We start from the raw sequence: 23,533 nt of genomic DNA, 5'->3' as shown, positions 1-23,533 counted from the left end.
AGCCGCGGGATTGCGGCGACTGGAGATCTATCCGGCGGCATGCCGGTGGACGGACCCGTTACGTGGCCGCTCCCATGCCCACCACGTCATGGCGATCCACGCCGGGCACCGCTGCCCTCGGTACTCCATGGCCGCCGAATACGTCGAGGCGGTGAACTGGTCATGACCCGGATGCAGCGAGCGGTCGCGATGATCCGCCGGGACCTACAAGGATATGGAGCCGACGTGCACGATGTCGCCGAGCAGCACGGATTCCGGGTGGTGCACACGCTCTACCTCGACACCGGGCCGTTGCTCTCGGCATTGATCGTGACCGGCGCGGTCGCGGAGCACGACGCGGCGGCCGTCGCAGTCCCGGCGCTCGAGCACACCGGCTCGGTGCGGCACGCGATCACCGAGCAGGCCGCGCTCGCTACGCCACTGTGCCTGTACCCGAAGGGGTACCGGTGGCCGGTGGTCGAACGGTGATCGCCGATCTCGTCCTGGTCGTCCTCGTAGTCGGATTGACCGGGCTCACCGTAGTGCTGTTCCGGAACCCATGATCCTCACCCGCCAGTAGTCAGGCCTTCGGTGCACCTCCGATTCCGAAACTCGCGCACGTGGTGGTGTGCGCTGCTGCGGTCCCGCCGCTGATCCAGCCTGCACCGGCAGAGACGGCAGCGTCCAACCCCGGTCAGCTGTCCAAGGTGTCAAGGTCTGGATGCGAGCGAAGGTACTGGAGTACGTGCAGGTTCCCTGAGAAGAATGTTCGGGTCAAGTTTGTATTCCTGCACGTCAGTACGTACGACTCCGGCGTTTCGAAGGTCGCTGCGACTGCTGCTGTCCTGGTTGGGTTCTGATGCGCCAATCCACGAGGAAGATATCCACGCGCCGAGCTCAGCTCAGCGCAGGACCACCGCCCGTCGAGTGCTGCCACTGCTCGCAGAGGCAGGCCTGCTCGTTCCAGCCCGCACCCGCGCAACCACAACATCGACGCCGCGATGCGCGGAGTCACCGGCACCACCGCCCACACACGACGAACGGCACTGCGCAGCATCTTCCGGGCCCCAACATCACCGTAAACCGCCAGGTGAAGGCACGGAAACGGGTCCTGGACTCCCCTGGATCGCCTCGAATTCGGGGGTGCTACTTCCGCCAGCATTGCAGAGATGTTCTGGCTGAAGGAGATTCGCTTTCGCGATCGCGGTCGAGGCGGCTACTGTCCCCCTGAAACGAAGTACCCCCACGGCCTAGCTGCCGCGGGGGGAACTCCATGTGTTCACGAGGGACCTCGTCCTCGTATCTGCAATCGATCATAGCGGAGGGCCTGGGAGATGCCAAAGCATGCGACTATCGTCGCGGTCAACAAACATCTGCACCCGGTAAGGCTCGCCACCTACACAGCACGCTGCGGAAACGACCCATTCCGAGCTCTCGAGCTATACAAGTGGAACCTTCAATTGTCGGCGTCGTTCCAGCAGGTGCTCGCGATCACGGAAGTCGCGCTACGAAACGCCATCGACGGGCAGCTGCGGACGTGGAATGCCTCGCAGGCCCATCACACCATGGCCGGCGCCGCTCACAGCCAGGATTGGCTCATCGATCCGGCACGGCCGCTCAACTCGCTGACACGGAGTTCTCGCCGGACGGCAGAAAAGCACGCCAACGAAGCCAAGGACATCCGGGATTCCGGGCATCCGAGGAAGAGCGCCGCAGTCACCCATGACGATCTGTTGGCGCAGATCACCTTCGGGGTCTGGACCAAACTGCTGCCGACCCAGGACACCAAGGACCCGAACTATCACGGTCGCCAGATCCTGTGGCGTCAAGCGCTACACCACGCCTTTCCTCACCGCCCGCCGACGATCCAGCCGGAATCGTCGTCGCTGATCGGGCCAGTCGGCTACATGGGCTCCGGAACCGGGTCTCGCATATGGAGCCCCTCCTCAATGTCCACATAACCGCACGTCACAACGACGCCCTCAGATCGCTCGGTGCGATCAGTCCCGAAGTTCGGGACTGATGCGCTGGCACGAGCACCGTTATCGAGGTCGGCCGCAGGTGCCCTGTCGAGCTCTAACTATCGGCAGGCCGACACAACCCTTCCCGTCCTCAGCGCGTCCCCTGGTCACCGCGACTGCGCGGAGATCGCGTCCATGTCCAGCCCATGAACCGACCCCGTACGGGGTTGTCCCCACCGAGACAGTCCCCCGTCATCCTCGAGGATGACCGCGAGTCGCGACCATCGGGCGACGCGCGCGCTCCGGGTATAGGGCATGCTGGTCGGCATGATCGAAGTCCGGGGCTTGACCAAGCATTACGGGCAGACCGTCGCGGTCCAGGACCTGACCTTCACCGTACGACCGGGGCAGGTCACCGGTTTCCTCGGACCGAACGGCGCCGGTAAATCCACCACCATGCGGATGATCCTGGGCCTGGACCGGCCCACCTCGGGTACCGCATTGATCCACGGCAAGCCGTATGCCGAACTGAAACATCCGTTACGCGAGGTCGGCGCGCTGCTCGACGCGAAATGGGTCCATCCCAACCGCTCCGCCCGCGCCCATCTGGAATGGATGGCCGCCTCCAACGATCTGCCGAAATCGCGGGTCGAGGAGGTGCTGCGGCTGGTCGGGCTCTCGGAGGTGGCCGGGAAATCGGCGGGCGGGTTCTCGCTCGGGATGTCGCAGCGGCTGGGTCTGGCGGGGGCGCTGCTCGGTGACCCGAAGGTGCTGCTGTTCGACGAGCCGGTCAACGGTCTCGATCCGGAGGGGATCCTGTGGATCCGCCGGTTCATGCAGCGGCTCGCGGCCGAGGGGCGCACGGTTCTGGTGTCGAGCCATCTGCTGTCGGAGATGGCGCAGACCGCCGATCACCTGGTGGTGATCGGGCGCGGCCGGCTCATCTCCGATTCCACGACCTCCGATTTCATCGAACGCGCGTCGGAGGCTTCGGTGCGGGTGCGCAGCCCGCAACTGGACGAACTTCGCAGCCTGCTCACCTCGCACGGGATGACGGTGAAGGAGAACGACGGCAACGCCGACGGCGCGGCGCTCATCGTGAACGGCGTTACCAGCGATGCCGTCGGAACGCTGGCCGCCGAACACCAGATCACCCTCTTCGAACTCGCCCCGCAGCGCGGCTCCCTGGAGGAGGCGTTCATGCGGATGACCGGCGGGGACGTCCAGTACCACGGCGAGATCGGATCACCGGCGGATGCCACCGTGGTCATGGACGAATCGGCGGATTCCGAACCGCTGTTCACGGGAGGTACGAAGTAATGGGCGTGATCGCCGCGGAACGCATCAAACTCACCTCCACTCGTTCGCCGTGGTGGTGTTCGGTGATCGTGGTGGCGCTGGCCGTCGGGTTCGCCGCGCTGTTCGGTCTGATCGGGCGGATCGCCGCCGACGACCCGCAAGCCTCCGGTGCCCCCGTCATCACGGTCGATACCGCATTTCTCGGTGTCACCGGTTTCGGCATCCTGGTGCTGTCCATCATGGCTACTCTGACCGTGACCAGCGAATACCGGTTCGGCATCATCCGGACCACCTTCCAGGCCATCCCGAACCGCACATCCGTGATCGGCGCGAAAGCGATCCTGGTGGGCCTGTATGCGGCGGTGCTGACCACGGTGCTGGCCTTCGCCGCCTATGCCGTCGCCAAGGCGGTTGCGGGCGATGCGGGATCGACACTGGTACTCGAGGACAACTGGCGGGCCCTGTACGCGGTGCCGATCCTGGCCTTCCTCAATGTGGTGGTGGCCATCGCGATCGGTGTCCTGGTCCGGCAATCCGCCGCGGCGATCTCCTTGATCGTCCTGTGGCAATTGATCATCGAACCCTTGGTCGGCGCACTGGGTAAAGTGGGACGTGAGATCAGCGCGTTCCTGCCGTTCCAGAACGCGAGCCGCTTCGCGACAATGGACGACTCGCTGTCCTCGGCGAACTGGCATTGGGGTGTGTGGGGCAGCCTCGCCTACTTCACTGCCTTCGTCGTGGTCGTCGCGGGCAGTGCGTTGCTCGTGGTCAACCGGCGCGACGCCTGACCCCGAACCGCCCGAGCCGCTTCCCTCGCCGCTCGGGTATCGGATGCGCGACCTTGTCGGAAGAATTCGCGCATCCCGCGCCTCGGCGGCCACTGCCCGGCCGCCGGGGTGCTCTACCACCGGTCCGGTGCGCCCACGCACCGGACCGGTGGTCGTTATCCGGACCGGAACGGTGGCCGTTATCACAGCCTGGACGTCCGACCTGATCATCGATGTGTGGCCGCCGGGAATGCCCACTATCGGTAACCGGGAGTTCACCTCCCGACCGGCGGTCCTGGCTACCATCGACGTCAGGACCACGAGGTCAGGCACCACACGTTTTCCATCGGCGGACCCAACGGCGTGCCGCACTCCTCCGATAGAGGTGACAGGTGACCATTCTCAGCACTCCCACCACGGCAGACCCTCTGAGATACCCTCGGGACGTGAACGAGAAACCCTCCGGCGGCAGCGCACCGGAGCCGGAGGTCGACCAGAACGCCGCGGCGCGCGTCGGCAACGAGGGCCCGGCCATCGATCCGAGCCCCGTCCGGAAAAATGGCGCTACGGCGACCACGCGGTCACGACGGGCGCAGCGCCGGCGACAAGGTGAAACGACGGGGTCGTACACGCCGCCCGAGTACGCGAGCAACGCCACCGCGGAGGACGCCAACGGCACCACGGACGGCGCCGCCCCCGGAGACACCGACGAACCCGTCCGTCCCCGGATCGGTCCGCTGTCCGCCTTCATGTACGCCGCGAACAACCGCCCGGATGTGATCGACGTCCTGCGTAAGGCCCGCAAACAACTCCCCGGCGATCCCGTCTTCGGCGATCCGCTCTCGGTCAGCGGCCCCGGCGGTGCCCGGGCCGTCGCCCGCGCCGCGGACCGGCTGGTCGGCGACAGCCCCAGCGCAGCCCGCGAGATCGGTTTCGGCGCCCTGCAGGTCTGGCAGGCCGCGCTCGAACGTCTCGGCCGCGGTAAGGGGGCCCAGGAAATGACGGTGATGTTCACCGACCTGGTTTCGTTCTCGTCGTGGTCGCTGACCGCCGGCGACGAGGCCACCCTGGCCCTGCTGCGCAAGGTCGCCCGCGCCATCGAACCGCCCATCGCCGAACGCGGCGGGCAGGTCGTGAAACGGATGGGCGACGGTGTGATGGCGGTGTTCCCGTCCGCCGACCGCGCGGTCGAAGCCGCGATCGCGGCCCGGCGCAACCTCGCCGATATCACCATGGGTACCTACCGGCCGCGGATGCGGATCGGCCTGCACACCGGTTCGCCGCGCGAGATCGGCGGCGACTGGCTGGGCGTGGACGTGACCATCGCGGCCCGGGTGATGGAAGCGGCGGGCAACGGCCGGATGATGATCTCGGAGTCCACCCTCGCCGCGCTGGAACCCGAGACGCTGGCGGACCTCGGGCATACCGCCCGCGCCTACCGGCGCAGTTTCTTCGCCGCCCCGCTCAGCGGGGTTCCGGAGGATCTGCGTATCTACCGGGTCAGCACGGGCTGACGACGGGCGGCCGGCGATACCGCCGCCGGCCAGTTCGTCGCACGGATTGTCGCTCCCAGGCGACCGTGTGTGCGCCCACAGTGCAGGATTCGACGGCGGCGCGACAGCCTGTGCGGCCGACTCCGCTGCGGCGGCACAGGCGGGCGGCGGGTCTGCGCTATACGACAGCGCCCGATTTGCTCGCGGGCGGTTTGACGACACCGACCAGGTCCGCGTTGCCCATCTGGTAGCTGTTGGATCGCAGCTGGTTGCTGGAATTGCCCTCGATGGTCGTAATGGTGCTTCCGTTGACCGATTCCACGATGCCGATGTGATCGGGTGTCCCGTCCCCCTGCCAATCGAAGATGATCAGGTCGCCGGGCTCGGCCTGGTTGGCGGTGGCGGTCTCGAGGTTGGCCTTCGCGTCGTTCCAGATCGCGGGCACGTAGTTCTTGTTCGTCCAGTCGACCTCGTAACCGGCCTTCTCCCAGACATAACTGGTGAACGAGGCGCACCAGGCGTCGCCGATGTTGTACGGGGTGTTCTTTCCGGTGTCGGTGTAGTACGCGGTATTGGAGCTGCCGCCCCGCTCTGCCACACCGCGCCCCAGTTCGTCGCGGGCGATACCGAGGATGCTGTCGCGGGTTGCGTCGCCTGTCACGGTGAAGGTCATGTTGCTGGTCGGCGAACGGTCACCCCAGATCACGTTCGGGTCACCGCTGTTGCCGGGGGTGAGACGTTCGATTCTTTCGGCCCCGGCGTTGTACTCGGCTTGTGCACCGTCGACGATATCGATTACCTCGGCGAGTGTGTTCAGGGCACGGCCGACGGCCGCGCACTCCGCGACGATCGGCATGTAGTCGTTGCCGTCGATATCGCCGTCGAGGTCGCTGTCGACGCGGCCCGGCAACCCGTCGAAGACCTCTTGGAGCGCCCGGACCTTCGAACTGATGTCCTGAAAGGATTGATTCGTGGTACTGAACGCCGCATAGGTCTCCGCGTCCACCGAATCGTTCTTGGCCTGCATATCCGCGGTCTGGTTTTCGATTTCGCCGCGGCGACCACCGTAATCCTCGATCATGACGGACTCGCCCTCCGGTGCGTCGAGCCCTTTCGGGCCGAGCATGCCCCGATTTTCCAGCCAGCTCACCATATCCGGGTCGTAGGTCGTATCGTTCGACGCCAGCAGCAGAACCTGCGACTGAATGTTCTCCTCGACACCCTCTATCACGGCACGGGCGCCTTCCCGAATCCCCTCGGGCGGAGTCAGTTCGATATTCAGCTTGCCGTGGTCTTTATCTGTCATCGGGGCGCCCGTCCCTGGCCGGGGCGAGCGCGATCGACCAACGAGTGTTCGACCCTCATCAGCACCTCACGACACACTCATACGAGCCGCCGAATACGCATCGGCAGTTCGACACCACAGACAACCTCGAGTATCGGACATTCCCGACATTGGCGATACCGGTGCCGACCGCGAAAGCGGGGACTGGGCACTGTTTCACGATATGAACAGCGCTCTGTCGCTGTCCGGTATCCAGCAACCTGCCGCGACGTCGCGGTTGTACCCGGTTCGGAAGTGTTCGGCCAAGGCCGGCAGTTCGGGGTGCTGATCTGTGGTGTCCCACAACAGGGCATGCGGATAGGCAGGTGTGGGATCGACCACGGAGATTCGCCGGATCTCGGGATGCCACGGGGTTTCGAAACCTTCTCCGGTGAAGGTCGCCAGCGAGTCCGACCTGGCGACGGCCTCGACGAGTCCCTCGATCGGCGCCGGCCCCCGGGTCCTATCCGAACCGGCGAAGAGTCCCGGCCGCGGTGACTGATCGATCACCACCCCGCTCGATTTCGCCAAGTCACGATAGAAATCGGCCCATTCCGACGGTATAGCCGCTCCGGGCACCCAAACCTGCTGACCCGCCAGCTCGGCAAGCGCCACTGTGGACCGACCGGCCAGCGGATGTCCTCGCCCGACCAGCAGATGCAGCGCATCGAGATACGCCGGCACGGCCGCAATCCGTCGGGGCAGTGGTCGCGGCCCGCCGTGGGCGCGCGCGAAGGCCGCATCGACCCGCCCGTTCAGCAGGGCGTCCCGCGAGGTCAGATACGAGGTGGACAGCACCAGCTCGATATCGGCATCCGGGTGACGCCCCAGATAGAACCGCATCGCCCGCATCTCGGCTTGCCGTTCGCCCAGCACGGCGACCCGCAGGGGACGCGCAAGTCCCGCAACAGCCGCGACCGCTTGGTCCGCGACCGCCAGCAGCGACTGTGCGTGCGGTAGGAATCGCAGGGCCGCGACGGTCGGTTCCGCCCCAGTCGGTACTCGGTCGAAAAGAGACACTCCCAGTAGTGCCTCCAACCGCGCGATCCGTTTGGATACCGCCTGCTGGCTGATCCGTAGAGCGCCCGCGGCGAGACCGAATTGGCGGTGCTCCATCAGAGCCGTGAAAGCCCGGACGGCCCGCAGATCGAGCTCACCCATCCCGACCTCCTGTCACATCCATCGGTTGTGTTGGTTCACGTGTCGATTGTTCGACCTACCGCATTTCACCTGGTCATATGTAGCCGAATCAACCTTATCGGCCGATCCGGCGAACAACCGGCCGGCCCGGACACCGCTCGACGGCACGGGGTTCACCGATGACGAACGCATCTTTCGTGCATCTGCACAACCACACCGAGTACTCGATGCTCGACGGGATGGCCAAGGTCGATCCGCTGTTCGCCGAGGCCGAGCGGCTCGGTATGCCGGCTGTCGGGATGACCGACCACGGGAACATGTACGGGGCGGCGGAATTCTTCCGGCGGTCCCGGCAGTCGGCGGCGAAACCGATTATCGGGATCGAGGCGTATATCGCTCCGGAGTCGCGGTTTTCCGGCGAACGCGTGCAGTGGGGCGACCCATCGCAGAAATCCGACGATGTTTCCGGCTCCGGCGCCTACCTGCACATGACGATCTTCGCCCGCAACGCTGTCGGCCTGCGCAACCTGTTCCGGCTGTCGTCGCGGGCGTCGTTCGAAGGGCAGTTGGGGAAATGGCCGCGGATGGATGCCGAACTGATCGCGGAATACGCCGAGGGATTGATCGCCACCACCGGCTGCCCGTCCGGGGAGGTCCAGACCCGTTTGCGGCTGGGACAATTCGATGCCGCCTACGCGGCGGCCGGCCGGTGGCGCGATATCTTCGGCCCCGAGAATTTCCTGCTCGAGGTGATGGATCACGGGCTCACGATCGAACGGCGGGTCCGCACGGATCTGCTGGCCGTCGGGGAGAAGGCCGGGCTGACCCCGCTGGCCACCAACGACTGCCACTATGTGCTGCGGCAGCAGTCGGCCGCGCACGAGGCCATGCTGTGCGTCCAGACCGGGAAAACGCTGTCCGATCCCACACGGTTCCGGTTCGGCGGCGACGGCTACTACCTGAAATCTCCGGCCGAGATGCGGGCTCTGTGGGACGACGAGGTACCGGGCGCCTGCGACGCCACCCTCGCCGTGGCCGAACGTATCGAGCCCTACGACGAGGTGTGGGATTTCCACGACCGGATGCCGGTGTTCCCGGTGCCCGACGGGCATACCGAGGACAGCTGGCTGCGGCGAGAGGTAACGGCCGGGTTGCACTGGCGCTTCCCGGGCGGAGTGCCGGACAGCTACCGCCACCGCGCGGATTTCGAGCTGGACATCATCCGCGACAAGGGTTTTCCGGCCTACTTCCTGGTGGTTGGCGACCTCATCGCGTATGCGCGCCGAGCCGGGATCCGGGTGGGGCCGGGACGCGGTTCGGCGGCCGGTTCGCTGGTGGCGTACGCGCTGGCCATCACCAATATCGATCCCATCGAGCACGGGTTGCTGTTCGAACGTTTCCTCAACCCGGAACGTCCGTCCGCGCCGGATATAGATATCGACTTCGACGACCGCCGCCGCGGCGAAATGATCCGGTACGCCACCGAGCGGTGGGGTGCGGACAAGGTCGCGCAGGTGATCACCTTCGGCACCATCAAGACCAAGGCCGCCCTCAAGGACGCGGCGCGGGTGCAGTTCGGACAGCCCGGGTTCGCCGTGGCCGACCGGATCACCAAAGCGCTACCGCCGGCGGTGGCAGCGAAGGATATCTCCGTCGCGGGTATCACCGACCCGGGCCACGAACGCTACGGCGAGGCCGCGGAGGTGCGGGCGCTCATCGATGCCGATCCCGAGATCCGCCGGATCTACGACACGGCGGTCGGTCTGGAAGGAATGGTCCGTGGCGCGGGGGTTCATGCCTGCGCGGTGATCCTGTCGAGTGAACCGCTGCTCGACGTGGTGCCGCTGTGGAAACGCCCACAGGACGGGGCCGTGATCACCGGATGGGACTATCCGTCGTGCGAGGCCATCGGCCTGCTCAAAATGGATTTCCTGGGGTTGCGGACGCTCACGGTGATCGGCGACTGTCTCGACAACATCCGCGCCAACCGGGGTACCGAGATCGATCTCGACACCCTGCAACTCGACGACGAGGCCACCTACGCGATGCTCGCCCGCGGCGACAACCTCGGTGTTTTCCAGATGGATTCGGCCGGGATGCGGGAACTACTGCTGCGGATGGCGCCGACGGAATTCAACGATCTGGTGGCCTCCAATGCCCTGTACCGGCCGGGGCCGATGGGAGTGGGCGCGCACTGGGCCTATGCCGACCGCAAGAACGGCCGGGAAGCGGTGACTCCGATCCACCGCGAACTCGACGAGCCGCTGCGCGAGGTCCTCGCCGAAACGTATGCGCTGATCGTCTATCAGGAACAGATCATGCAGATCGCACAGCAGGTCGCCGGATATTCACTGGGGCAGGCCGATCTGCTGCGCCGCGCAATGGGCAAGAAGAAGCCCGAGGTACTGGCGCTGGAATTCGAGAACTTCCGTAACGGTATGCGCGGCAACGGGTACAGCGACGATGCGGTGACCGCGCTGTGGGAGGCCGTGTTGCCGTTCGCCGGGTACGCCTACAACAAATCCCATGCCGCCGGATACAGCCTGGTGATGTACTGGACCGCCTATCTGAAGGCGAACTATCCGGCGGAATTCATGGCCGCGCTGCTCACCTCGGTCGGCGACGACAAGGACAAATCCGCGACCTATCTCGCCGACTGCCGCAAACGCGGTATCCGAGTACTCCCGCCGGACGTGAACCAGTCCGCCGCCACCTTCACCAGCGTCGGCGCCGATATCCGCTTCGGCCTGGGTGCTGTGCGCAATGTGGGCGAACCGGTGGTGCAGGCGGTGATTCGCGCGCGGCACCCGGGAGAGTTCACCAGCTTCTCCGACTACCTCACCAAGGTCGACACCACCGGCTGCACGAAGAAAGTGGTCGAATCACTGGTAAAGGCAGGCGCGTTCGATTCGCTGGGACATCCCCGCAAAGGGCTGTGGACCGTGCACGGTGAGGCCGTCGACGCGGTGATGCACACCAAGAAAGCCGCCGCACGCGGACAATTCGACCTGTTCGCCGGCGACGGCGCCGATCCGGGCCACGACACCGGCGTTTTCGATATCCCGGTACCCGATCAGGAATGGGCAACCCGGGAGCGGCTCGGTTACGAACGCGAAATGCTCGGGCTCTATGTGTCCGGCCATCCGCTGGACGAGATCGCGACCGCGCTCGCCACGGTCGGCGACACCCCGGTCAGCGCGCTCACCGAAGGCCGGGTTCCGCACGGACGGAAGGTCACGGTGGCCGGCATCATCGCTGCCGTCGACCGCCGCGTCACCAAGAAAGGGGAAACCTGGGCAATCGTGCGCCTCGAGGATCTGGAAGCCGGGATCGAGATCCTGTTCTTTCCGGCCGCCTACGCCGGTGCCGCCACGCTCCTGGTCGAGGACGCCGTCGTGGCCGTCGGCGCACAGGTCAGCATCCGCGAGGGCCGGCAGTCGCTGCTCGGCGACCAGGTGCGTGATCCGGAACTGACCGCCGACGGGTCCGGCCGGGCCATGACTCTCACCCTGGCCACCACCGCGTGTACACCGCGGTCGGTGCGCGCCCTGCGAGAAACGCTGCAGCGACATCCCGGCGCCACCGAGCTCCGCATCAACCTGATCGGCACCCGCGGTCCCCGGCTGCTCGCGCTGGATCCCCGATTCCGGATCACCACCTCACCCGCCCTGATGGGTGAACTGAAAGCGCTGTTCGGGCCCGCCTGCCTGCAGTGAACACCACCGGGCACGAAAACGCCGCCGGGTGGTGTTCCCGGCGGCGTCGTTCGAGGTCGACGTCCAACAAGCGCCTCTCGGCGAGTGGTCGCTCGTAGCGACAAATGGGGTGCGGCCCGGGGCTGTCCGAACGCCGACACGGGTATTCAACCCGGGCACCCGGCGAGCTATTTCCCGCCGCGTTGTGATGCGCGCTACCCGGCGCAGTTCACAGCTCGAGATGCCGGTTCATCGACATCGCGGCCTCGGCCAGCTCCGGGAGTTCCAGCACCCGCACCCCGTGCTCCCGCAACCTCTCCACACCCACACAGTTCACGACGAACGTCGCCGGTTCCCGCCAGGCGATCACCACGGCCGGGATACCCGCCGCGAGCACCCGGTCGGTACACGGCAGCCTGGTCTTGGTGGCCCGCTCCGAACACGGTTCCAGGGTGCTGTACAGGGTGGCGTGGCGTAGCCGCGGATCCGCCGGATCGAGTTTGGCCAGGGCGGCCTCCTCGGCATGATTCTTGGGGTCGGCCTCGCGGGAGAAGCCGGTGGCGAGCTCGACCCCGTCGGCGACGATCACCGCCCCCACCGAGAACGCACCCGGCACCGGTGGACTGCGCCGCGCCAGTTCGATCGCCCGGTTCATCCAGTGGTGGTGGTCGGGTTCGGGCATCGGGCCTCCTGCGGTCGATAACGCAACACTGCCATATCCCCGAGCTGCGCTACCCCAAGCAACGACATGCGGTGGGTGGAGCCACCCGGGAATGCGGCGGGGTACAGGAAACGCGGTGCCTCCGGGTCGCCGACCAGGGTGGGGCCGAGGGCGAGATGGATTTCGTCGGCCAGACCGCCGGCCAGGAACGCGGTGTGGATCCGGCCACCGCCCTCGACCATCAACCGCGAGATTCCGCGGGCAGCGAGGTCGTCGAGCAAGGCCCCGAAGTCGAGCTCAGCACCCAGCGCGACGATCTCCGCGGGCACAGTCAGACGTTGCTCCGCAGGCGGGATCAGTCGCTCCTGCGCGGGCGCGGTGAGTCTCTCAGCCAGCCGCCGGGCGCCGGATTCGGTGGTGTAGACGAGCGGTGGTTGTCCGGCCGTACCGTCATGCCAGAAGCGAGCGGCCGGGTCCAGGTCCCCGCGGGCGGTCACCGTGACCTTCCGGGGGAACTCGGGTTTCCCGGCGGCGACGCGGGCCCGGCGGCGCTCGTCGTCCTTCACCAACAGTCGCGGATTGTCGCGGCGCACGGTTTCGGCCCCCACCAGAATCGCGTCCGACCAGGCGCGCAGCTCGTCCACCCGGTCGAAATCGGCCTCGTTCGACAGCAGCAGCCGGTCGTCGGCGGTGTCGTCGATATATCCGTCGACACTCGCCGCCACCGAGAGCAACACAAAGGGCCGGGGCCCGCCGGGAGTGTCCACCGGCACGGCCGAGCCCGCGGTACCGCCCGGCCGGTTCTCGCCCGCGGCAACCATCACGCCTCCGGGCCGAGCACCCGGCTGCGCGGGATACCCAGCACCCTGGCCGCCGCCTGGACGGCCGCACCCGGTTCCGCGGCGGGGTCACCGGCCGCCGATACCGCTGCCGCTACCTCGCTGTCATCGGCCCGCTCGGCCGGGTACGGCGGGTTCAGCAGGACGGCCCGCTCCCCGGGGCCTTCGGGGTCGGCGTGCAACCACACAAACTCGGCCCCCAGATCGACAGTGCGGGGCAGGGTCGCGGCCAGATCGGCGATATCGGTCTGCGGGCATTCACCGGTATCCATTCGCGCCGGCGTCGCGCGCAGATCCGGCCATGCCGCGGCGAATGCCGCGTGCAGCGGCCGCTGGTCCACCTCGTGCTCCGGAACCCAGGCCAGTTCGACACTTTCCATATTGGGCTCGACGGGCAACGGCTTACCGGCGTCGGCGATCACGGTGGTGTAGGTCCAGCCACTGGGTGCTACGGCCGTGACCCGTTCGGCGCGCACCTGGATATCGGCGGCCTTGATCCCGGCCTCCTCGTCGGCTTCGCGCACCGCGGCGTGCACCGCGGTCTCGTCGCTGTCGCGGGCCCCACCGGGCAGTGCCCAGGTACCGCCCTGATGACTCCAAGGCGCCCGGTGCTGTAGCAATACCGCCACGCCACCTGCTCCGATCGGGGCGCGCAGCAGCAGCCCGGCCGCACCGAATTTCCCCCAGTGCCGTACCCCACCGGGGCTCACAGCCCACCCGTCTCCATCACCGCGCATCTCGCACCGTCCTCGTCGACCGTCCCCTTCCATCCTGCCGTACCCGGCTGCGGGGACGGTCGGTGTGGCCGTCGAGGCGCGAGCGGGCACAATACCGAATACGCTCAGGACAGCGGTGTGAGCGGGATCGCGCACATACCGCAGAGCGATACAGCGCACACGGCGCCCAGAGTTGGAGGGTGGACATGACGCGGTCGGCGGTGGATCGGGCGGTCTCCGAACCGGACCGGCCCGAACTGGACCGGCCGGAACCGGCGCCCACGACCGGGTGGTCCGGTCTTGTGCGACCGCGGGTCGAAACGGCGTGGAAATGGCTGGATCCCACGCGGTTACGCCAGTTCGCGCAATCCTCGCCGGGCCGGCTGATCGGGGTCGGGTTACTCCTGGTGGTGCTGTGCCTGGGCTCCGGGGCGATCACCGCGGCCACCGTGCACGACCGACAGCGCGATCTCGACATTCTGCTCGCCGGTACCGAACCCGACGCCAATGCCGCACACCGGCTCTACACCTCGCTCTCGGTGGCCGACGCCGCCGCGGCCACCGCCTTCATCTCCGCCGGCCTGGAACCCCGACAGGTGCGCGACCGCTACAGCCAGGCACTGGGCGAGGCGGGCGCCGAACTGGTGACGCTGTCCGGTGAGGGCATCGACGATGATCGGCAGCGGATCGGTATAGGTTCCGGATTGCCGGTCTATTCGGGTCTGGTGGAGACCGCGCGAGCGAACAACCGCGAAGGTCACCCGGTCGGCGCCGCATATCTCAGCGAGGCGTCACACCAGATGCAGAGCGAGTTGCTGCCGATGGCCGAACAACTCTATGTCCGCCGGGCGGACGCCGTGGACGAGGCGCAGGACCGGCATGTGCGGCCGCCGCTGGTCTCGATCGTCGCACTGCTGGCGGCGCTGACCGCATTGGTCTGGGCGCAGCGGCTGATGGCCCGGCGCTGGCACCGCACGTTCAACCCGGGCCTGCTGCTGGCCTCGGGTGCGGTGCTGATCTTGCTGCTGTGGACGGTGATCGCCGGGTCCGTCTCTGCGTCGGCGATGTCGGGCGGCCGCTCCGACGGCACGGTGCCGGCCGCGCGCCTCACCGAGAGCCGGATCCTGGCGCAGCAGGCCCGCTCCGCGGAAACCCTGAAACTGGTGCGGCGCGATACCACCGGCGATTACGACCACACCTTCGACGCGAACATCACTCGGCTCAACGAGCTACTCGCCGGGCACACCGACCGCGCGACCACCGAGGCCCGCGCCGCCCTGCTGCACTGGCTGGCGGCGCATCAGCGGATGAACGACGCGCTGAATCGCGGCGAATTCGCCCGTGCCGCTACGATCGCCACCGCACCCGGCGCCGAAAACGCCACGTTGCACGTCGAAGCCCTGGACAAGACCCTGGCCACGGGTATCACCGAAAACCGGGACACCCTGCGTAGCAATATTTTCCACAGCGCCCGGGTACTCGACTACCTGGCGCCCGGTGCGGTGATTCTCGGAATCGCCGCCGCGGCGTATATCGCCTTCGGAATCTGGCCGAGACTGCGGGAGTATCGATGAGATCTGCGCCCAGCCCGCCCCGCCCGGCGGTGCGGCCCCGGCCGCACCGAACCGGTCGCGCCCTGCCCCGTTCCGGGGTGCGGTCGTGGTTGCTGCGTAGTGCCATCGCCTGCACCGCACTGCTTCTGGCAGGCTGCGCCACCGGGCCCGGCCCGCACAGCGAAACGCCGCACGGTGACTACGCCGAACCACCGCTACCCGCCCAGGCGACCGCGATACCCAGCGACGTCCCGGTCCAGGTACCCGACGACCCGGACTGCGGCGACCCCACCGCAAGCCTGCGTCCCACCGGCCCCGTCGCCACCGGACCCACCCTGAACCGGATCCGTGCCCGCGGCCGCCTCGTGGTCGGACTCGATACCGGCAGCAACCTGTTCAGCTTCCGCGACCCCAACAGCGGTGTCATCGTCGGATTCGACGCCGATATCGCCCGCGAGGTGGCCCGCGATCTGTTCGGCGACCCCGACCGAATCGAATACCGCAGCCTCGGTTCGGAAGAACGCGAAGACGCACTCATCGACCGCCGCGTCGATATGGTGGTCAAAACGATGACCATCACCTGCGCACGGTTACAGCGGGTGGCGTTCTCCACGGTGTACCTGCAGGCACATCAGCGCGTGCTCGCAGTACAGGATTCCGGGATCGAGAGCCTGAAAGACCTGGCGGGTAAGCGGGTCTGCACGATCCGCAGCACCACCTCACTGGAACATATCCGGCGGATCCAGCCCAAGGCGTCCATCCTCACGGTCCCCACCTGGGCCGACTGCCTGGTGGTGCTGCAACAGCGGCAGGTGGACGCGGTGAGCACCGACGATTCGATCCTGGCCGGCCTCGCGGCACAAGACCCACATACCGAACTCGTGGGCCCGAGTATCAGCCAGGAACCGTACGGAATCGGAATCCCCAAGGGTGACGAGGATCTGGTGCGCTTCGTCAACGGAACCCTCGACCGCATCCGCGCCGACGGAACCTGGGGCCGGCTCTACAGCCAGTGGCTCTCCGCCCTCGGTCCCACCCCGGCGCCCCCGCCGGCGACCTATCGGGACTGATCGGCGGTGGCGACGGACGAGTCCGGCAACCGCCCCGGCTCCGGGGATATCCCGGAGCCGCCGGAAACCCGCGCCGTCGAACCCACCCGGTTTCGCGAGCGACCCCTTGGAAACGCAGCGCTGCCGAGTGAGGCCCCGGGCAGCGGGACAGGCTCTCCCCCCGACACCGACACCGACACCGACACCGACACCGACACCGACACCGACACCGACACCGACACCGACACCGACACCGACACCGACACCGACACCGACACCGAGGATTACCCGGCCGTATCCGGCGCCGGGGAGATGGCCGCCGCCACCGATTCCGAAGCGAAGGCGCCCGAGCCCGGCAACCCCGCTGTCACGGCGCTACCGGACACCACCACGTTTACTCACCACAGCGTGCCCCCCGGCACACAGGCAACCCCCGGCTCGGACGCGATCCGCGGTGCCGGCGAGGCCACCGCCACCGCCGGAGCGCCGCCGGCCCCCGGCACACCAGCGGTCTCGGAATCGAGAGGAACAGAAGATACAGCAGCAGCCGGCACGGCCGAGATTCCCGGCACTCCGGCGCCCGACACAACCGCGGTACCCGGCACAGCGGCAGCACCCGACACAACAGCAGCACCTGACACAGCAACAGTTCCCGGCACAGCAGCCGTGGGGTCCGGCGAACTGCGCGCCGGGACCAGTCTCGGGTCGGGCCGGGGCAGCGGCGGCCAGGTGCGGACGGGGCGCAGTACCCGGACCGTGCGTTCCCGGCCCACCGTGCGCACACTGGTCGCCGGGCTGGTCGAGGTCCCGCGTATCGAGCCCGCCGACCCGGCCGCGGCGGTCCTGGCCGATCCGGTGGTCGCGGAAGGGAAGCGGTTCTGCTGGCGGTGCGGGAAACCGGTGGGCCGGGCGAGCGCGAGCGGCCCGGCGACCACCCGCGGTACCTGCGCGAATTGCGGTGCCAATTTCGACTTTCGGCCGAGTTTGCGCCCCGGCGATATGGTCGCCGGCCAGTACGAAATCCAAGGTTGTCTCGCGCACGGCGGGCTCGGCTGGATCTATCTGGCGATCGACCGCAATGTCAGCGACCGGTGGGTGGTGCTCAAGGGTCTACTGCACGCCGACGATATCGAAGCACAAGCCGTGGCGGTGGCCGAACGCGAGTTCCTCGCCGAGGTCGCCCATCCGGGCATCGTGAAAATCCACAACTTCGTCGAGCATCGAACACCTGAAGGCGAGCCGATCGGGTTCATCGTCATGGAGTACGTGGGTGGTCGATCGCTGCGCAGTATGCTCGACGACCACCGTCGGCCCGAACGGATTCCGGTGGCGCAGGCGATCGCGTATGTACTCGAGGTGCTGCCCGCCCTCGACTACCTCCATGCCACCGGGCTCACCTACAACGATCTGAAACCCGACAACATCATGGTCACCGAGGATCAGGTCAAACTGCTCGACCTCGGTGCGGTGGCGCCGATCGACGCATACGGGAACCTGTACGGCACCCGGGGTTTTCAAGCCCCGGAGATCGCCCGCACCGGGCCGACCGTCGCCTCCGATATCTATACGGTCGGGCGGACGCTGGCCGTGCTGACCCTGAACGTCCCCACCGAGCACGGCGCCTACCGCGACGGCTTACCCACCCCCGACGACGAACCCGTCCTGGCCGAATACGAATCGTTCCATCGTTTGCTGCTGTGCGCCACCGACCCCGAACCGGACCGCAGGTTCGGATCGGCCGGTGCGATGGCCGACCAACTGGCCGGGGTGCTGCGCGAAATACTCGCCCTCGACACCGGGACCGAACATCCGCATCGGTCGGTGGTTTTCGGTAAGCAGCGCACTGCTTTCGGCACGGAGCAGCTGATCGGCCTGACCGACGCGTACGCTGACGGCGCCGACCACGACACCGCCCTCGCGGCCACGGATATCGCTGCTGCGCTACCGGTCCCGCTGCCCTCGCCGACAGACCCGGCCGCCCGCCGGCTGGTGGATATCCTGCAGGCCGAACCCGATCAGGCGCTGGCCGCCCTGCACGAAGCGCGTGAAGATCTGGCTCGCGATCCGGCGGCCGCCCCCGAAAACCTGGAACTGGAATTACGGCTGGCCGAAGCCCGTATCCTGCTCGATTCGGACCGGGTCGGCGAGGCGGGCGAACTGCTGGACGCGATTCCGGGGGCGGGCCGCCGCGATTGGCGGATCGACTGGTACACCGGGCTGGCCGGGTTGCGCGAGAACGACTACGAGAAGGCGTACTCTGCCTTCGATGCCGTACTGCGGGTACTGCCGGGCGAGCTGGCACCCAAGCTGGCGCTCGCCGGGACGGCCGAACTCGTCCTCCAGCATTGGCACCCGGACGAGACCAAGGCCTGGCGCGCCTACGCCGAGAACTTCTACGCCATCGCATGGCGCACGGATCACGGCTTGGTGAGCGCGGCGTTCGGCCTGGCCCGCCTCCTGTCGGCCACCGGCCGCTTTGCCGAGGCGGTCACCGCCCTGGACGAAGTGCCCGGATCCTCCCGCTACTTCACCACCGCCCGGATGACCGCGGTCCTGCTGCTGCTCACCAGCGCCCCCGTCGGCGATCTCCCGGAACACACGATCCGACGCTCGGCGCAGCGAGTGGAGGCGCTTCCGCCGGACGAACGCCGCGCGCTGCAACTGCGGGTCATCGTCCTGGGCAGCGCACTGGCCTGGTTGCAGGCCGGGAACACCCCCGCCGCACCGAACCCGCCGCTCATCGGCATCGCATTCACCGAGAACGCCCTACGCGACGCCGCCGAAAGAGGCCTGCGCACCCTGGCCCGGCGGGCCCCCGGCCGCCGCCACCGCTACGCCCTGGTGGACCTGGCCAACCACATCCGCCCCACCACCTGGTTCTGAACGCCCGTTCGCCGCCGTCCAGCTCGGGCCATCGGGTCAGTCGAACCGGTTGACCGGTCAGGCGGGCGATGGTGTCGAAATCGGTATCTGCGTGCAGAACATTGACGTCCTCCCGGCCACGAACGACCGGGATTCCTCCGTCGGCCGTCGGCCGGTCTCCCGGAGCGCAGCAGTCACCGCGTCCTTTTCGCTGCTGTACCCAGATACTGTGCCGTTTCGGCGAGCGCCGCGTCATCAATATCGATTCCCGTTCCGGACACACCACAACCCCCTTGATATACGTACTGGAAGCAGGCTATCGAGGCTGGGCAGTCGACACGCTCACCGCGAAGAGACGATGAGGGCCGGTTCGGTCAGCAACCCGAACCGGCCCTCCTGTTGTTCAGTCCGCCCAGACAGAATCCAGCGGCGTGGGCTCGGTGGGCGGCGGGGTCGGGACGCCGCTGGGGGTGCGGGAGAAGCGCGGCGCCGGGGCGTGCTGGGTGACGTTCTCCAGTTCGAGCAGCGAGCCGCGGGCGGCAATGTGCTCGTTCTCGGTGGCCTCTTCGAAAGTGAGGACCGGGGTGACGCAGGCGTCGGTGCCGACGAAGATCTCGGACCATTCGTCACGGGTCTTGCTGCGGAATTTGTCGGTGAAGAGTTTCTTCAGCTCGTCCTGGCCGGCCGGGTCCATCTGGAACGGCAGGCCGTCGGGGTCGATGTCCAGACCGGCCAGCAGCTGCGCGTAGAACTGCGGTTCGATCGCGCCGACCGCCATGTACTTGCCGTCGGAGGTTTCGTAGGTGTCGTAGAACGACATACCGGTGTCGAGCAGGTTGGTTCCACGTTCCGAACTCCACGCACCCATACCCCGGAAAGCCCAGATCATCTGCGACAACGCCAGCGTGCCGTCGATCATGGCGGCATCGATGACCTGCCCCTTACCGGAATTCTGGCGTTCCACCAGAGCGGCGAGAACACCGAACACCAAGAACATCGAACCGCCACCGAAATCGCCGACCATGTTCAGCGGTGGCACCGGGCGTTCACCCTTGCGGCCGATGGCGTGCAGGACACCGGTAAGGCTGATGTAGTTGATGTCGTGACCGGCACGATCGGCCAGCGGACCGAACTGGCCCCAGCCCGTCATCCGCCCGTAGACCAGGCGCGGGTTGCGTTCCAGGGCGGCATCGGGCCCCAGTCCCATCCGTTCGGTGACGCCCGGCCGGAACCCCTCGAGCAGTACATCGGCCTTCTCCACCAGGCCGAGTACCTTCTCGATATCCGCCGGGTCCTTCAGGTTCGCCTCCACGACGGTACGGCCGCGCAGCGTCGGGCGATCGGCGCCGCCCGGGAGCTGGCCGGCCCGCTGGATCCGCACCACATCGGCGCCGAGGTCGGCGAGCAGCAATGCGGCATGCGGCCCCGGCCCGATACCGGCGAGTTCGATCACGCGAATGCCCGCGAGCGGGCCCTGCTTGGTGGCGGTGGATGGTGTGCTCACGCCTTACCTCGGTTCGTCGTCGATCCAGTGTCTGTCCGCGGCCGCCCGCGGACATATTGACAGTATGACAACAGGTGCTTCCCGTCACGGTGTCGCCCGCGATCGATCCGGTTTCCGCAGGTGTCGGTGGACGCGGGCAGACTGAGGACATGCCCGGCACCGCATCCTTCGAAGCAACGGATTTCGATACCCCGATCGGCCGCTGTGCCGTCACCTGGCACGGTGACGCTGTGGTCCGGTTCCGGCTGCCCGGCCACGATCCCCTGACGGCCCGGCTCCCGGACGGCACCCACCGGGTCGCCACCCCGGAAACCGGAGCCCGCGCCGCGATGCTCGCCCGAATCCGCGCCCACCTCGACGGCGACCTGGACGATCTCCGCTGGATTCCGCTCGACCTCGCCGGCCTGCCGGAATTCCATCGCGCCGTGTACACCGTCACCCGCGCCATCGCCCCGGGCCGCACCCTCAGCTACGGCGAGGTCGCCGACCGCATCGGCGCTCCCGGCGCCGCCCAGGCCGTGGGCCAAGCCCTCGGCCGTAATCCGATCCCTTTGATAATCCCCTGCCACCGGGTCCTGGCCGCCGACCACGCCTTGCACGGTTTCTCCGCGCCCGGCGGAATCGACACCAAACAGCGCCTACTCGCCATCGAACGCACCTCGGGCTTCGGCGAACCGACCCTCTTCTGAACACCCGGCGGACACCCGGCGCGAACAGCCCACCCGCACCGCGGAAAGGAATCCGAATCGATCGAACGTTCCGCGCCGCGGACGGGATGCCATGGTCGCGGGGGCAATCGGGGTCGGCACCGGTCGACCTCCTCGCCGCGTGAAGACGGCACGCTACCGGACACGCATGCGATGCGGGCGGACGCGTGCGACCGGCCATCGGCGGACGGGGTCGATATCCATGTCGAGCGCCGTGATCGTCCGGCGATCCAGCGCAGAACAGGCCGGCTGGGCGTTTCCTCGGTGACCGATGCGGCTCCATTGCGCGCAACTACAGATGTGGCCCGGGGTAATCGAGACGTTAATGCGCTGGAGGGGTGCGGGCGCTTTTGCGAGAGTATGCGCATGCCGTTGTTCACCGACCTACCGCCCGCGAGCTTCCGATCGTTCGACGGGACCATCATCCGCTACCACCGGACCGGGGTCGGGGCGCCGGTGATCATGATCCACGGTTCCGGCGGCGGACTGCATTCCTGGCAGCCGGTGGCCGAGCACTTGGCGGACCGGTTCGATCTCTGGCTGCCGGCCCGGCGCGGCTACGCACCGAGCGGGCCCGGGCATGCCCCGAAACATTTCGCGGACGAGGTGCGTGATCTGGGAACGATCATCGATATGATCGGCCGGCCGACCCACCTCGTGGGCATGTCGTACGGTGCGACCGTGGCCCTGCACGCGGCGGCATCCGGGCTGGCGATCCGCTCGCTGGCCCTGTGGGAGCCCCCGCTGTATGCGGCGGGCGCGGAGCTGGCGCCCGTCCTGTCGCGGTTCGAGCTGCTCACGGCGAACGGGGACCGCAGCGAGGCCCAGCGGTTGCTGGCCGAGAAGGTGGCCCGGGTTCCCGCCGCGATGCTCGACCGGTCGGCCGCGACGGACGACGCGGACTCCCCCGACGACTCCGACGGCTGGTGCCGCGATCTGGAGTCGATGGTCGGTGACACCAGCTACCTGGACCGCTGGTCTTCGGTGACTACGCCGACCCTGCTCATGCACGGCTCCGACACCTGGCAACCGATGCCGGAAACCATCGAACGCCTCGCGGCGGTGATGCCGGGCGCCCACCTCGAAACCCTTCCGGGGCAGACGCATTTCGCACCCTCCACAGTGCCCGCTGACGTTGCCCGTATCCTCGCGGACTTCCTCTACTGACGCCCACGCCCGTGGCCGATGAATGGGTGCGACAGTTCATGAGGTTTGGGTCGCGGTCCATTCGTCGTAAATCACCTCGGCGAGCTGGTCGTCGACCGCCGGTCCCGGATCGGCGGCCGGCTGTGCTGCCGTGCGCTGACGGCAGACCGGCGAACACACGGCTATCACCGGACCACTCAGACCGCCACCCGGTCGTGTGCCGGTTGCGCACGCTGAGCCATCTCGACGCCGATCTCGAATCCCCGGGCGATCAGTTGTTCGTGCAGTGCCGGGTCCTTGGACTCGGTGTCGTACAGGAATTCGATCGATGCGTCGCCGACCTGGGAGTAGTCGGCGATACCGTGCATCGTCTGAGTGGTCAACGCCGCTTTGTATCCATGGCGGGCGAACGTAGCTTCCCCCAGACCGGCCAGTGCGACGAGATGGAGTTTCCGCACCGCGCTCGGGCTGCCGTGCGAAACATCGTCGTAGGCCCCGAAAACCCGGTCGAACCAGCCTTTGGCAAGTGCGGGCATGGACCACCAGTAGACGGGAAAGAGGACGACGGTCACCTCCGCCGACTCGAGTAGTTCCTGCTCACGCCCGACATCGGCGGGCAGTCCCGACAAGCCTCGGTGATGAGCCAGGTCCGCCTTTCCGTAGACCGGATCGAACCCGGACGCCACCAGGTCGTGGATTGTGGCGGTGACACTCCCCGCGGACCGGATGCCCTGTTCGATAGCCCGTGCCACAGCCCAGGTAGCCGAGTCGTGGTCCGGGTGCGCGACTACGAGTAGCACTTTCGGCCGACTGTTTTCGTTCGTCATACCGGCGAAAC

General features: G+C 67.4%; 18 protein-coding genes. 11 read left to right on the top strand and 7 right to left on the bottom strand.

Going from position 1 to position 23,533, the window contains the following annotated elements; all coding sequences use genetic code 11:
• Positions 1 to 162: 162 nt before the first annotated feature.
• The 5 genes from NFL01S_RS20745 to NFL01S_RS20725 all read left to right on the top strand — a co-directional run bounded on the left by NFL01S_RS20745 (position 163) and on the right by NFL01S_RS20725 (position 5,520).
• Positions 163 to 468 (top strand): hypothetical protein, encoded by a 306-nt coding sequence (locus NFL01S_RS20745; RefSeq protein WP_062977746.1) that lies wholly within the window; start codon positions 163 to 165, stop codon positions 466 to 468.
• Between the two features lie 845 nt (positions 469 to 1,313).
• Positions 1,314 to 1,940, top strand: a complete 627-nt coding sequence (locus NFL01S_RS20740) for a hypothetical protein (RefSeq protein ID WP_245670811.1) — start codon at positions 1,314 to 1,316, stop codon at positions 1,938 to 1,940.
• A 327-nt stretch (positions 1,941 to 2,267) separates the two neighbouring features.
• A complete protein-coding gene (locus tag NFL01S_RS20735) occupies positions 2,268 to 3,260 on the top strand; it encodes an ABC transporter ATP-binding protein (protein WP_062978180.1) in 993 nt (330 codons plus the stop codon).
• A complete protein-coding gene (locus NFL01S_RS20730; RefSeq protein WP_062977744.1) occupies positions 3,260 to 4,027 on the top strand; it encodes an ABC transporter permease in 768 nt (255 codons plus the stop codon). Before NFL01S_RS20735 ends, NFL01S_RS20730 begins: the two co-directional genes overlap by 1 nt.
• Positions 4,028 to 4,755: 728 nt before the next feature.
• On the top strand, positions 4,756 to 5,520 hold the full coding sequence (locus NFL01S_RS20725) for an adenylate/guanylate cyclase domain-containing protein (RefSeq protein WP_062978179.1): 765 nt from the start codon (positions 4,756 to 4,758) through the stop codon (positions 5,518 to 5,520).
• Between the two features lie 157 nt (positions 5,521 to 5,677).
• On the opposite strand, the gene NFL01S_RS20720 is transcribed toward NFL01S_RS20725, so the two are convergent.
• Both NFL01S_RS20720 and NFL01S_RS20715 read right to left on the bottom strand, forming a co-directional pair.
• Positions 5,678 to 6,805 (bottom strand): CHAP domain-containing protein, encoded by a 1,128-nt coding sequence (locus NFL01S_RS20720; protein ID WP_062977742.1) that lies wholly within the window; start codon positions 6,803 to 6,805, stop codon positions 5,678 to 5,680.
• A 195-nt stretch (positions 6,806 to 7,000) separates the two neighbouring features.
• The gene (locus NFL01S_RS20715) at positions 7,001 to 7,984 is read right to left on the bottom strand and encodes a LysR family transcriptional regulator (protein WP_063916004.1); all 984 of its coding nucleotides are present in this window, start codon (positions 7,982 to 7,984) and stop codon (positions 7,001 to 7,003) included.
• A 158-nt stretch (positions 7,985 to 8,142) separates the two neighbouring features.
• On the opposite strand from NFL01S_RS20715, the gene dnaE reads away from it, so the two are divergent.
• Positions 8,143 to 11,679, top strand: coding sequence for a DNA polymerase III subunit alpha (gene dnaE, locus NFL01S_RS20710; protein WP_062977740.1), 3,537 nt, complete (start codon positions 8,143 to 8,145; stop codon positions 11,677 to 11,679).
• A 208-nt stretch (positions 11,680 to 11,887) separates the two neighbouring features.
• Here the strand turns inward: dnaE and NFL01S_RS20705 are convergent, their stop codons facing one another.
• From NFL01S_RS20705 to NFL01S_RS20695, 3 genes are read right to left on the bottom strand one after another with little or no spacing between them, the layout of a single operon-like run.
• A complete protein-coding gene (locus NFL01S_RS20705; RefSeq protein ID WP_062977738.1) occupies positions 11,888 to 12,340 on the bottom strand; it encodes a deaminase in 453 nt (150 codons plus the stop codon).
• Positions 12,310 to 13,140: a RibD family protein gene (locus NFL01S_RS20700; RefSeq protein ID WP_084493021.1), complete on the bottom strand. Its 831-nt coding sequence runs from the start codon at positions 13,138 to 13,140 to the stop codon at positions 12,310 to 12,312. The genes NFL01S_RS20705 and NFL01S_RS20700 overlap by 31 nt, the downstream gene beginning before the upstream one ends.
• On the bottom strand, positions 13,140 to 13,868 hold the full coding sequence (locus tag NFL01S_RS20695) for an NUDIX domain-containing protein (RefSeq protein WP_371851836.1): 729 nt from the start codon (positions 13,866 to 13,868) through the stop codon (positions 13,140 to 13,142). Before NFL01S_RS20695 ends, NFL01S_RS20700 begins: the two co-directional genes overlap by 1 nt.
• Positions 13,869 to 14,080: 212 nt before the next feature.
• On the opposite strand from NFL01S_RS20695, the gene NFL01S_RS20690 reads away from it, so the two are divergent.
• The 3 genes from NFL01S_RS20690 (at position 14,081) to NFL01S_RS20680 (ending at position 19,359) form a co-directional block, all read left to right on the top strand.
• Positions 14,081 to 15,448 carry a GlnX family signal transduction membrane protein gene (locus NFL01S_RS20690; protein WP_062978177.1) on the top strand — a complete coding sequence of 456 codons (1,368 nt, stop codon included), beginning with the start codon at positions 14,081 to 14,083 and terminating at the stop codon, positions 15,446 to 15,448.
• A gap of 77 nt (positions 15,449 to 15,525) precedes the next feature.
• On the top strand, positions 15,526 to 16,497 hold the full coding sequence (locus NFL01S_RS20685) for a transporter substrate-binding domain-containing protein (RefSeq protein ID WP_062978176.1): 972 nt from the start codon (positions 15,526 to 15,528) through the stop codon (positions 16,495 to 16,497).
• A gap of 6 nt (positions 16,498 to 16,503) precedes the next feature.
• Positions 16,504 to 19,359 carry a serine/threonine-protein kinase gene (locus NFL01S_RS20680; RefSeq protein WP_062977734.1) on the top strand — a complete coding sequence of 952 codons (2,856 nt, stop codon included), beginning with the start codon at positions 16,504 to 16,506 and terminating at the stop codon, positions 19,357 to 19,359.
• 382 nt (positions 19,360 to 19,741) lie between these two features.
• Here the strand turns inward: NFL01S_RS20680 and NFL01S_RS20675 are convergent, their stop codons facing one another.
• Positions 19,742 to 20,842 (bottom strand): CaiB/BaiF CoA transferase family protein, encoded by a 1,101-nt coding sequence (locus NFL01S_RS20675; protein ID WP_062977732.1) that lies wholly within the window; start codon positions 20,840 to 20,842, stop codon positions 19,742 to 19,744.
• Between the two features lie 149 nt (positions 20,843 to 20,991).
• Between NFL01S_RS20675 and NFL01S_RS20670 the strand changes: the two genes are divergently transcribed.
• Both NFL01S_RS20670 and NFL01S_RS20665 read left to right on the top strand, forming a co-directional pair.
• Positions 20,992 to 21,531 (top strand): methylated-DNA--[protein]-cysteine S-methyltransferase, encoded by a 540-nt coding sequence (locus tag NFL01S_RS20670; RefSeq protein ID WP_062978175.1) that lies wholly within the window; start codon positions 20,992 to 20,994, stop codon positions 21,529 to 21,531.
• Between the two features lie 384 nt (positions 21,532 to 21,915).
• Positions 21,916 to 22,716, top strand: a complete 801-nt coding sequence (locus tag NFL01S_RS20665; protein ID WP_062977730.1) for an alpha/beta fold hydrolase — start codon at positions 21,916 to 21,918, stop codon at positions 22,714 to 22,716.
• A 176-nt stretch (positions 22,717 to 22,892) separates the two neighbouring features.
• Here the strand turns inward: NFL01S_RS20665 and NFL01S_RS20660 are convergent, their stop codons facing one another.
• The gene (locus NFL01S_RS20660) at positions 22,893 to 23,522 is read right to left on the bottom strand and encodes an NAD(P)H-dependent oxidoreductase (RefSeq protein WP_062977729.1); all 630 of its coding nucleotides are present in this window, start codon (positions 23,520 to 23,522) and stop codon (positions 22,893 to 22,895) included.
• Positions 23,523 to 23,533 lie beyond the last annotated feature (11 nt).

Source organism: Nocardia flavorosea NBRC 108225, from assembly GCF_001613385.1.
GTDB lineage: Bacteria > Actinomycetota > Actinomycetes > Mycobacteriales > Mycobacteriaceae > Nocardia > Nocardia flavorosea.
The sequence above is the reverse complement of the archived record's forward strand: the minus strand, read 5'-3'. Positions and strand labels throughout refer to the sequence as shown.

Bases quoted from the DNA above. Each gene is read 5' to 3' on its own strand.
- NFL01S_RS20745 (WP_062977746.1), top strand. From the start codon at position 163: ATGACCCGGATGCAGCGAGCGGTCGCGATGATCCGCCGGGACCTACAA.
- NFL01S_RS20740 (WP_245670811.1), top strand. From the start codon at position 1,314: ATGCCAAAGCATGCGACTATCGTCGCGGTCAACAAACATCTGCACCCG.
- NFL01S_RS20735 (WP_062978180.1), top strand. From the start codon at position 2,268: ATGATCGAAGTCCGGGGCTTGACCAAGCATTACGGGCAGACCGTCGCG.
- NFL01S_RS20730 (WP_062977744.1), top strand. From the start codon at position 3,260: ATGGGCGTGATCGCCGCGGAACGCATCAAACTCACCTCCACTCGTTCG.
- NFL01S_RS20725 (WP_062978179.1), top strand. From the start codon at position 4,756: ATGTACGCCGCGAACAACCGCCCGGATGTGATCGACGTCCTGCGTAAG.
- NFL01S_RS20720 (WP_062977742.1), bottom strand. From the start codon at position 6,805: ATGACAGATAAAGACCACGGCAAGCTGAATATCGAACTGACTCCGCCC.
- NFL01S_RS20715 (WP_063916004.1), bottom strand. From the start codon at position 7,984: ATGGGTGAGCTCGATCTGCGGGCCGTCCGGGCTTTCACGGCTCTGATG.
- dnaE (WP_062977740.1), top strand. From the start codon at position 8,143: ATGACGAACGCATCTTTCGTGCATCTGCACAACCACACCGAGTACTCG.
- NFL01S_RS20705 (WP_062977738.1), bottom strand. From the start codon at position 12,340: ATGCCCGAACCCGACCACCACCACTGGATGAACCGGGCGATCGAACTG.
- NFL01S_RS20700 (WP_084493021.1), bottom strand. From the start codon at position 13,140: ATGGTTGCCGCGGGCGAGAACCGGCCGGGCGGTACCGCGGGCTCGGCC.
- NFL01S_RS20690 (WP_062978177.1), top strand. From the start codon at position 14,081: ATGACGCGGTCGGCGGTGGATCGGGCGGTCTCCGAACCGGACCGGCCC.
- NFL01S_RS20670 (WP_062978175.1), top strand. From the start codon at position 20,992: ATGCCCGGCACCGCATCCTTCGAAGCAACGGATTTCGATACCCCGATC.
- NFL01S_RS20665 (WP_062977730.1), top strand. From the start codon at position 21,916: ATGCCGTTGTTCACCGACCTACCGCCCGCGAGCTTCCGATCGTTCGAC.
- NFL01S_RS20660 (WP_062977729.1), bottom strand. From the start codon at position 23,522: ATGACGAACGAAAACAGTCGGCCGAAAGTGCTACTCGTAGTCGCGCAC.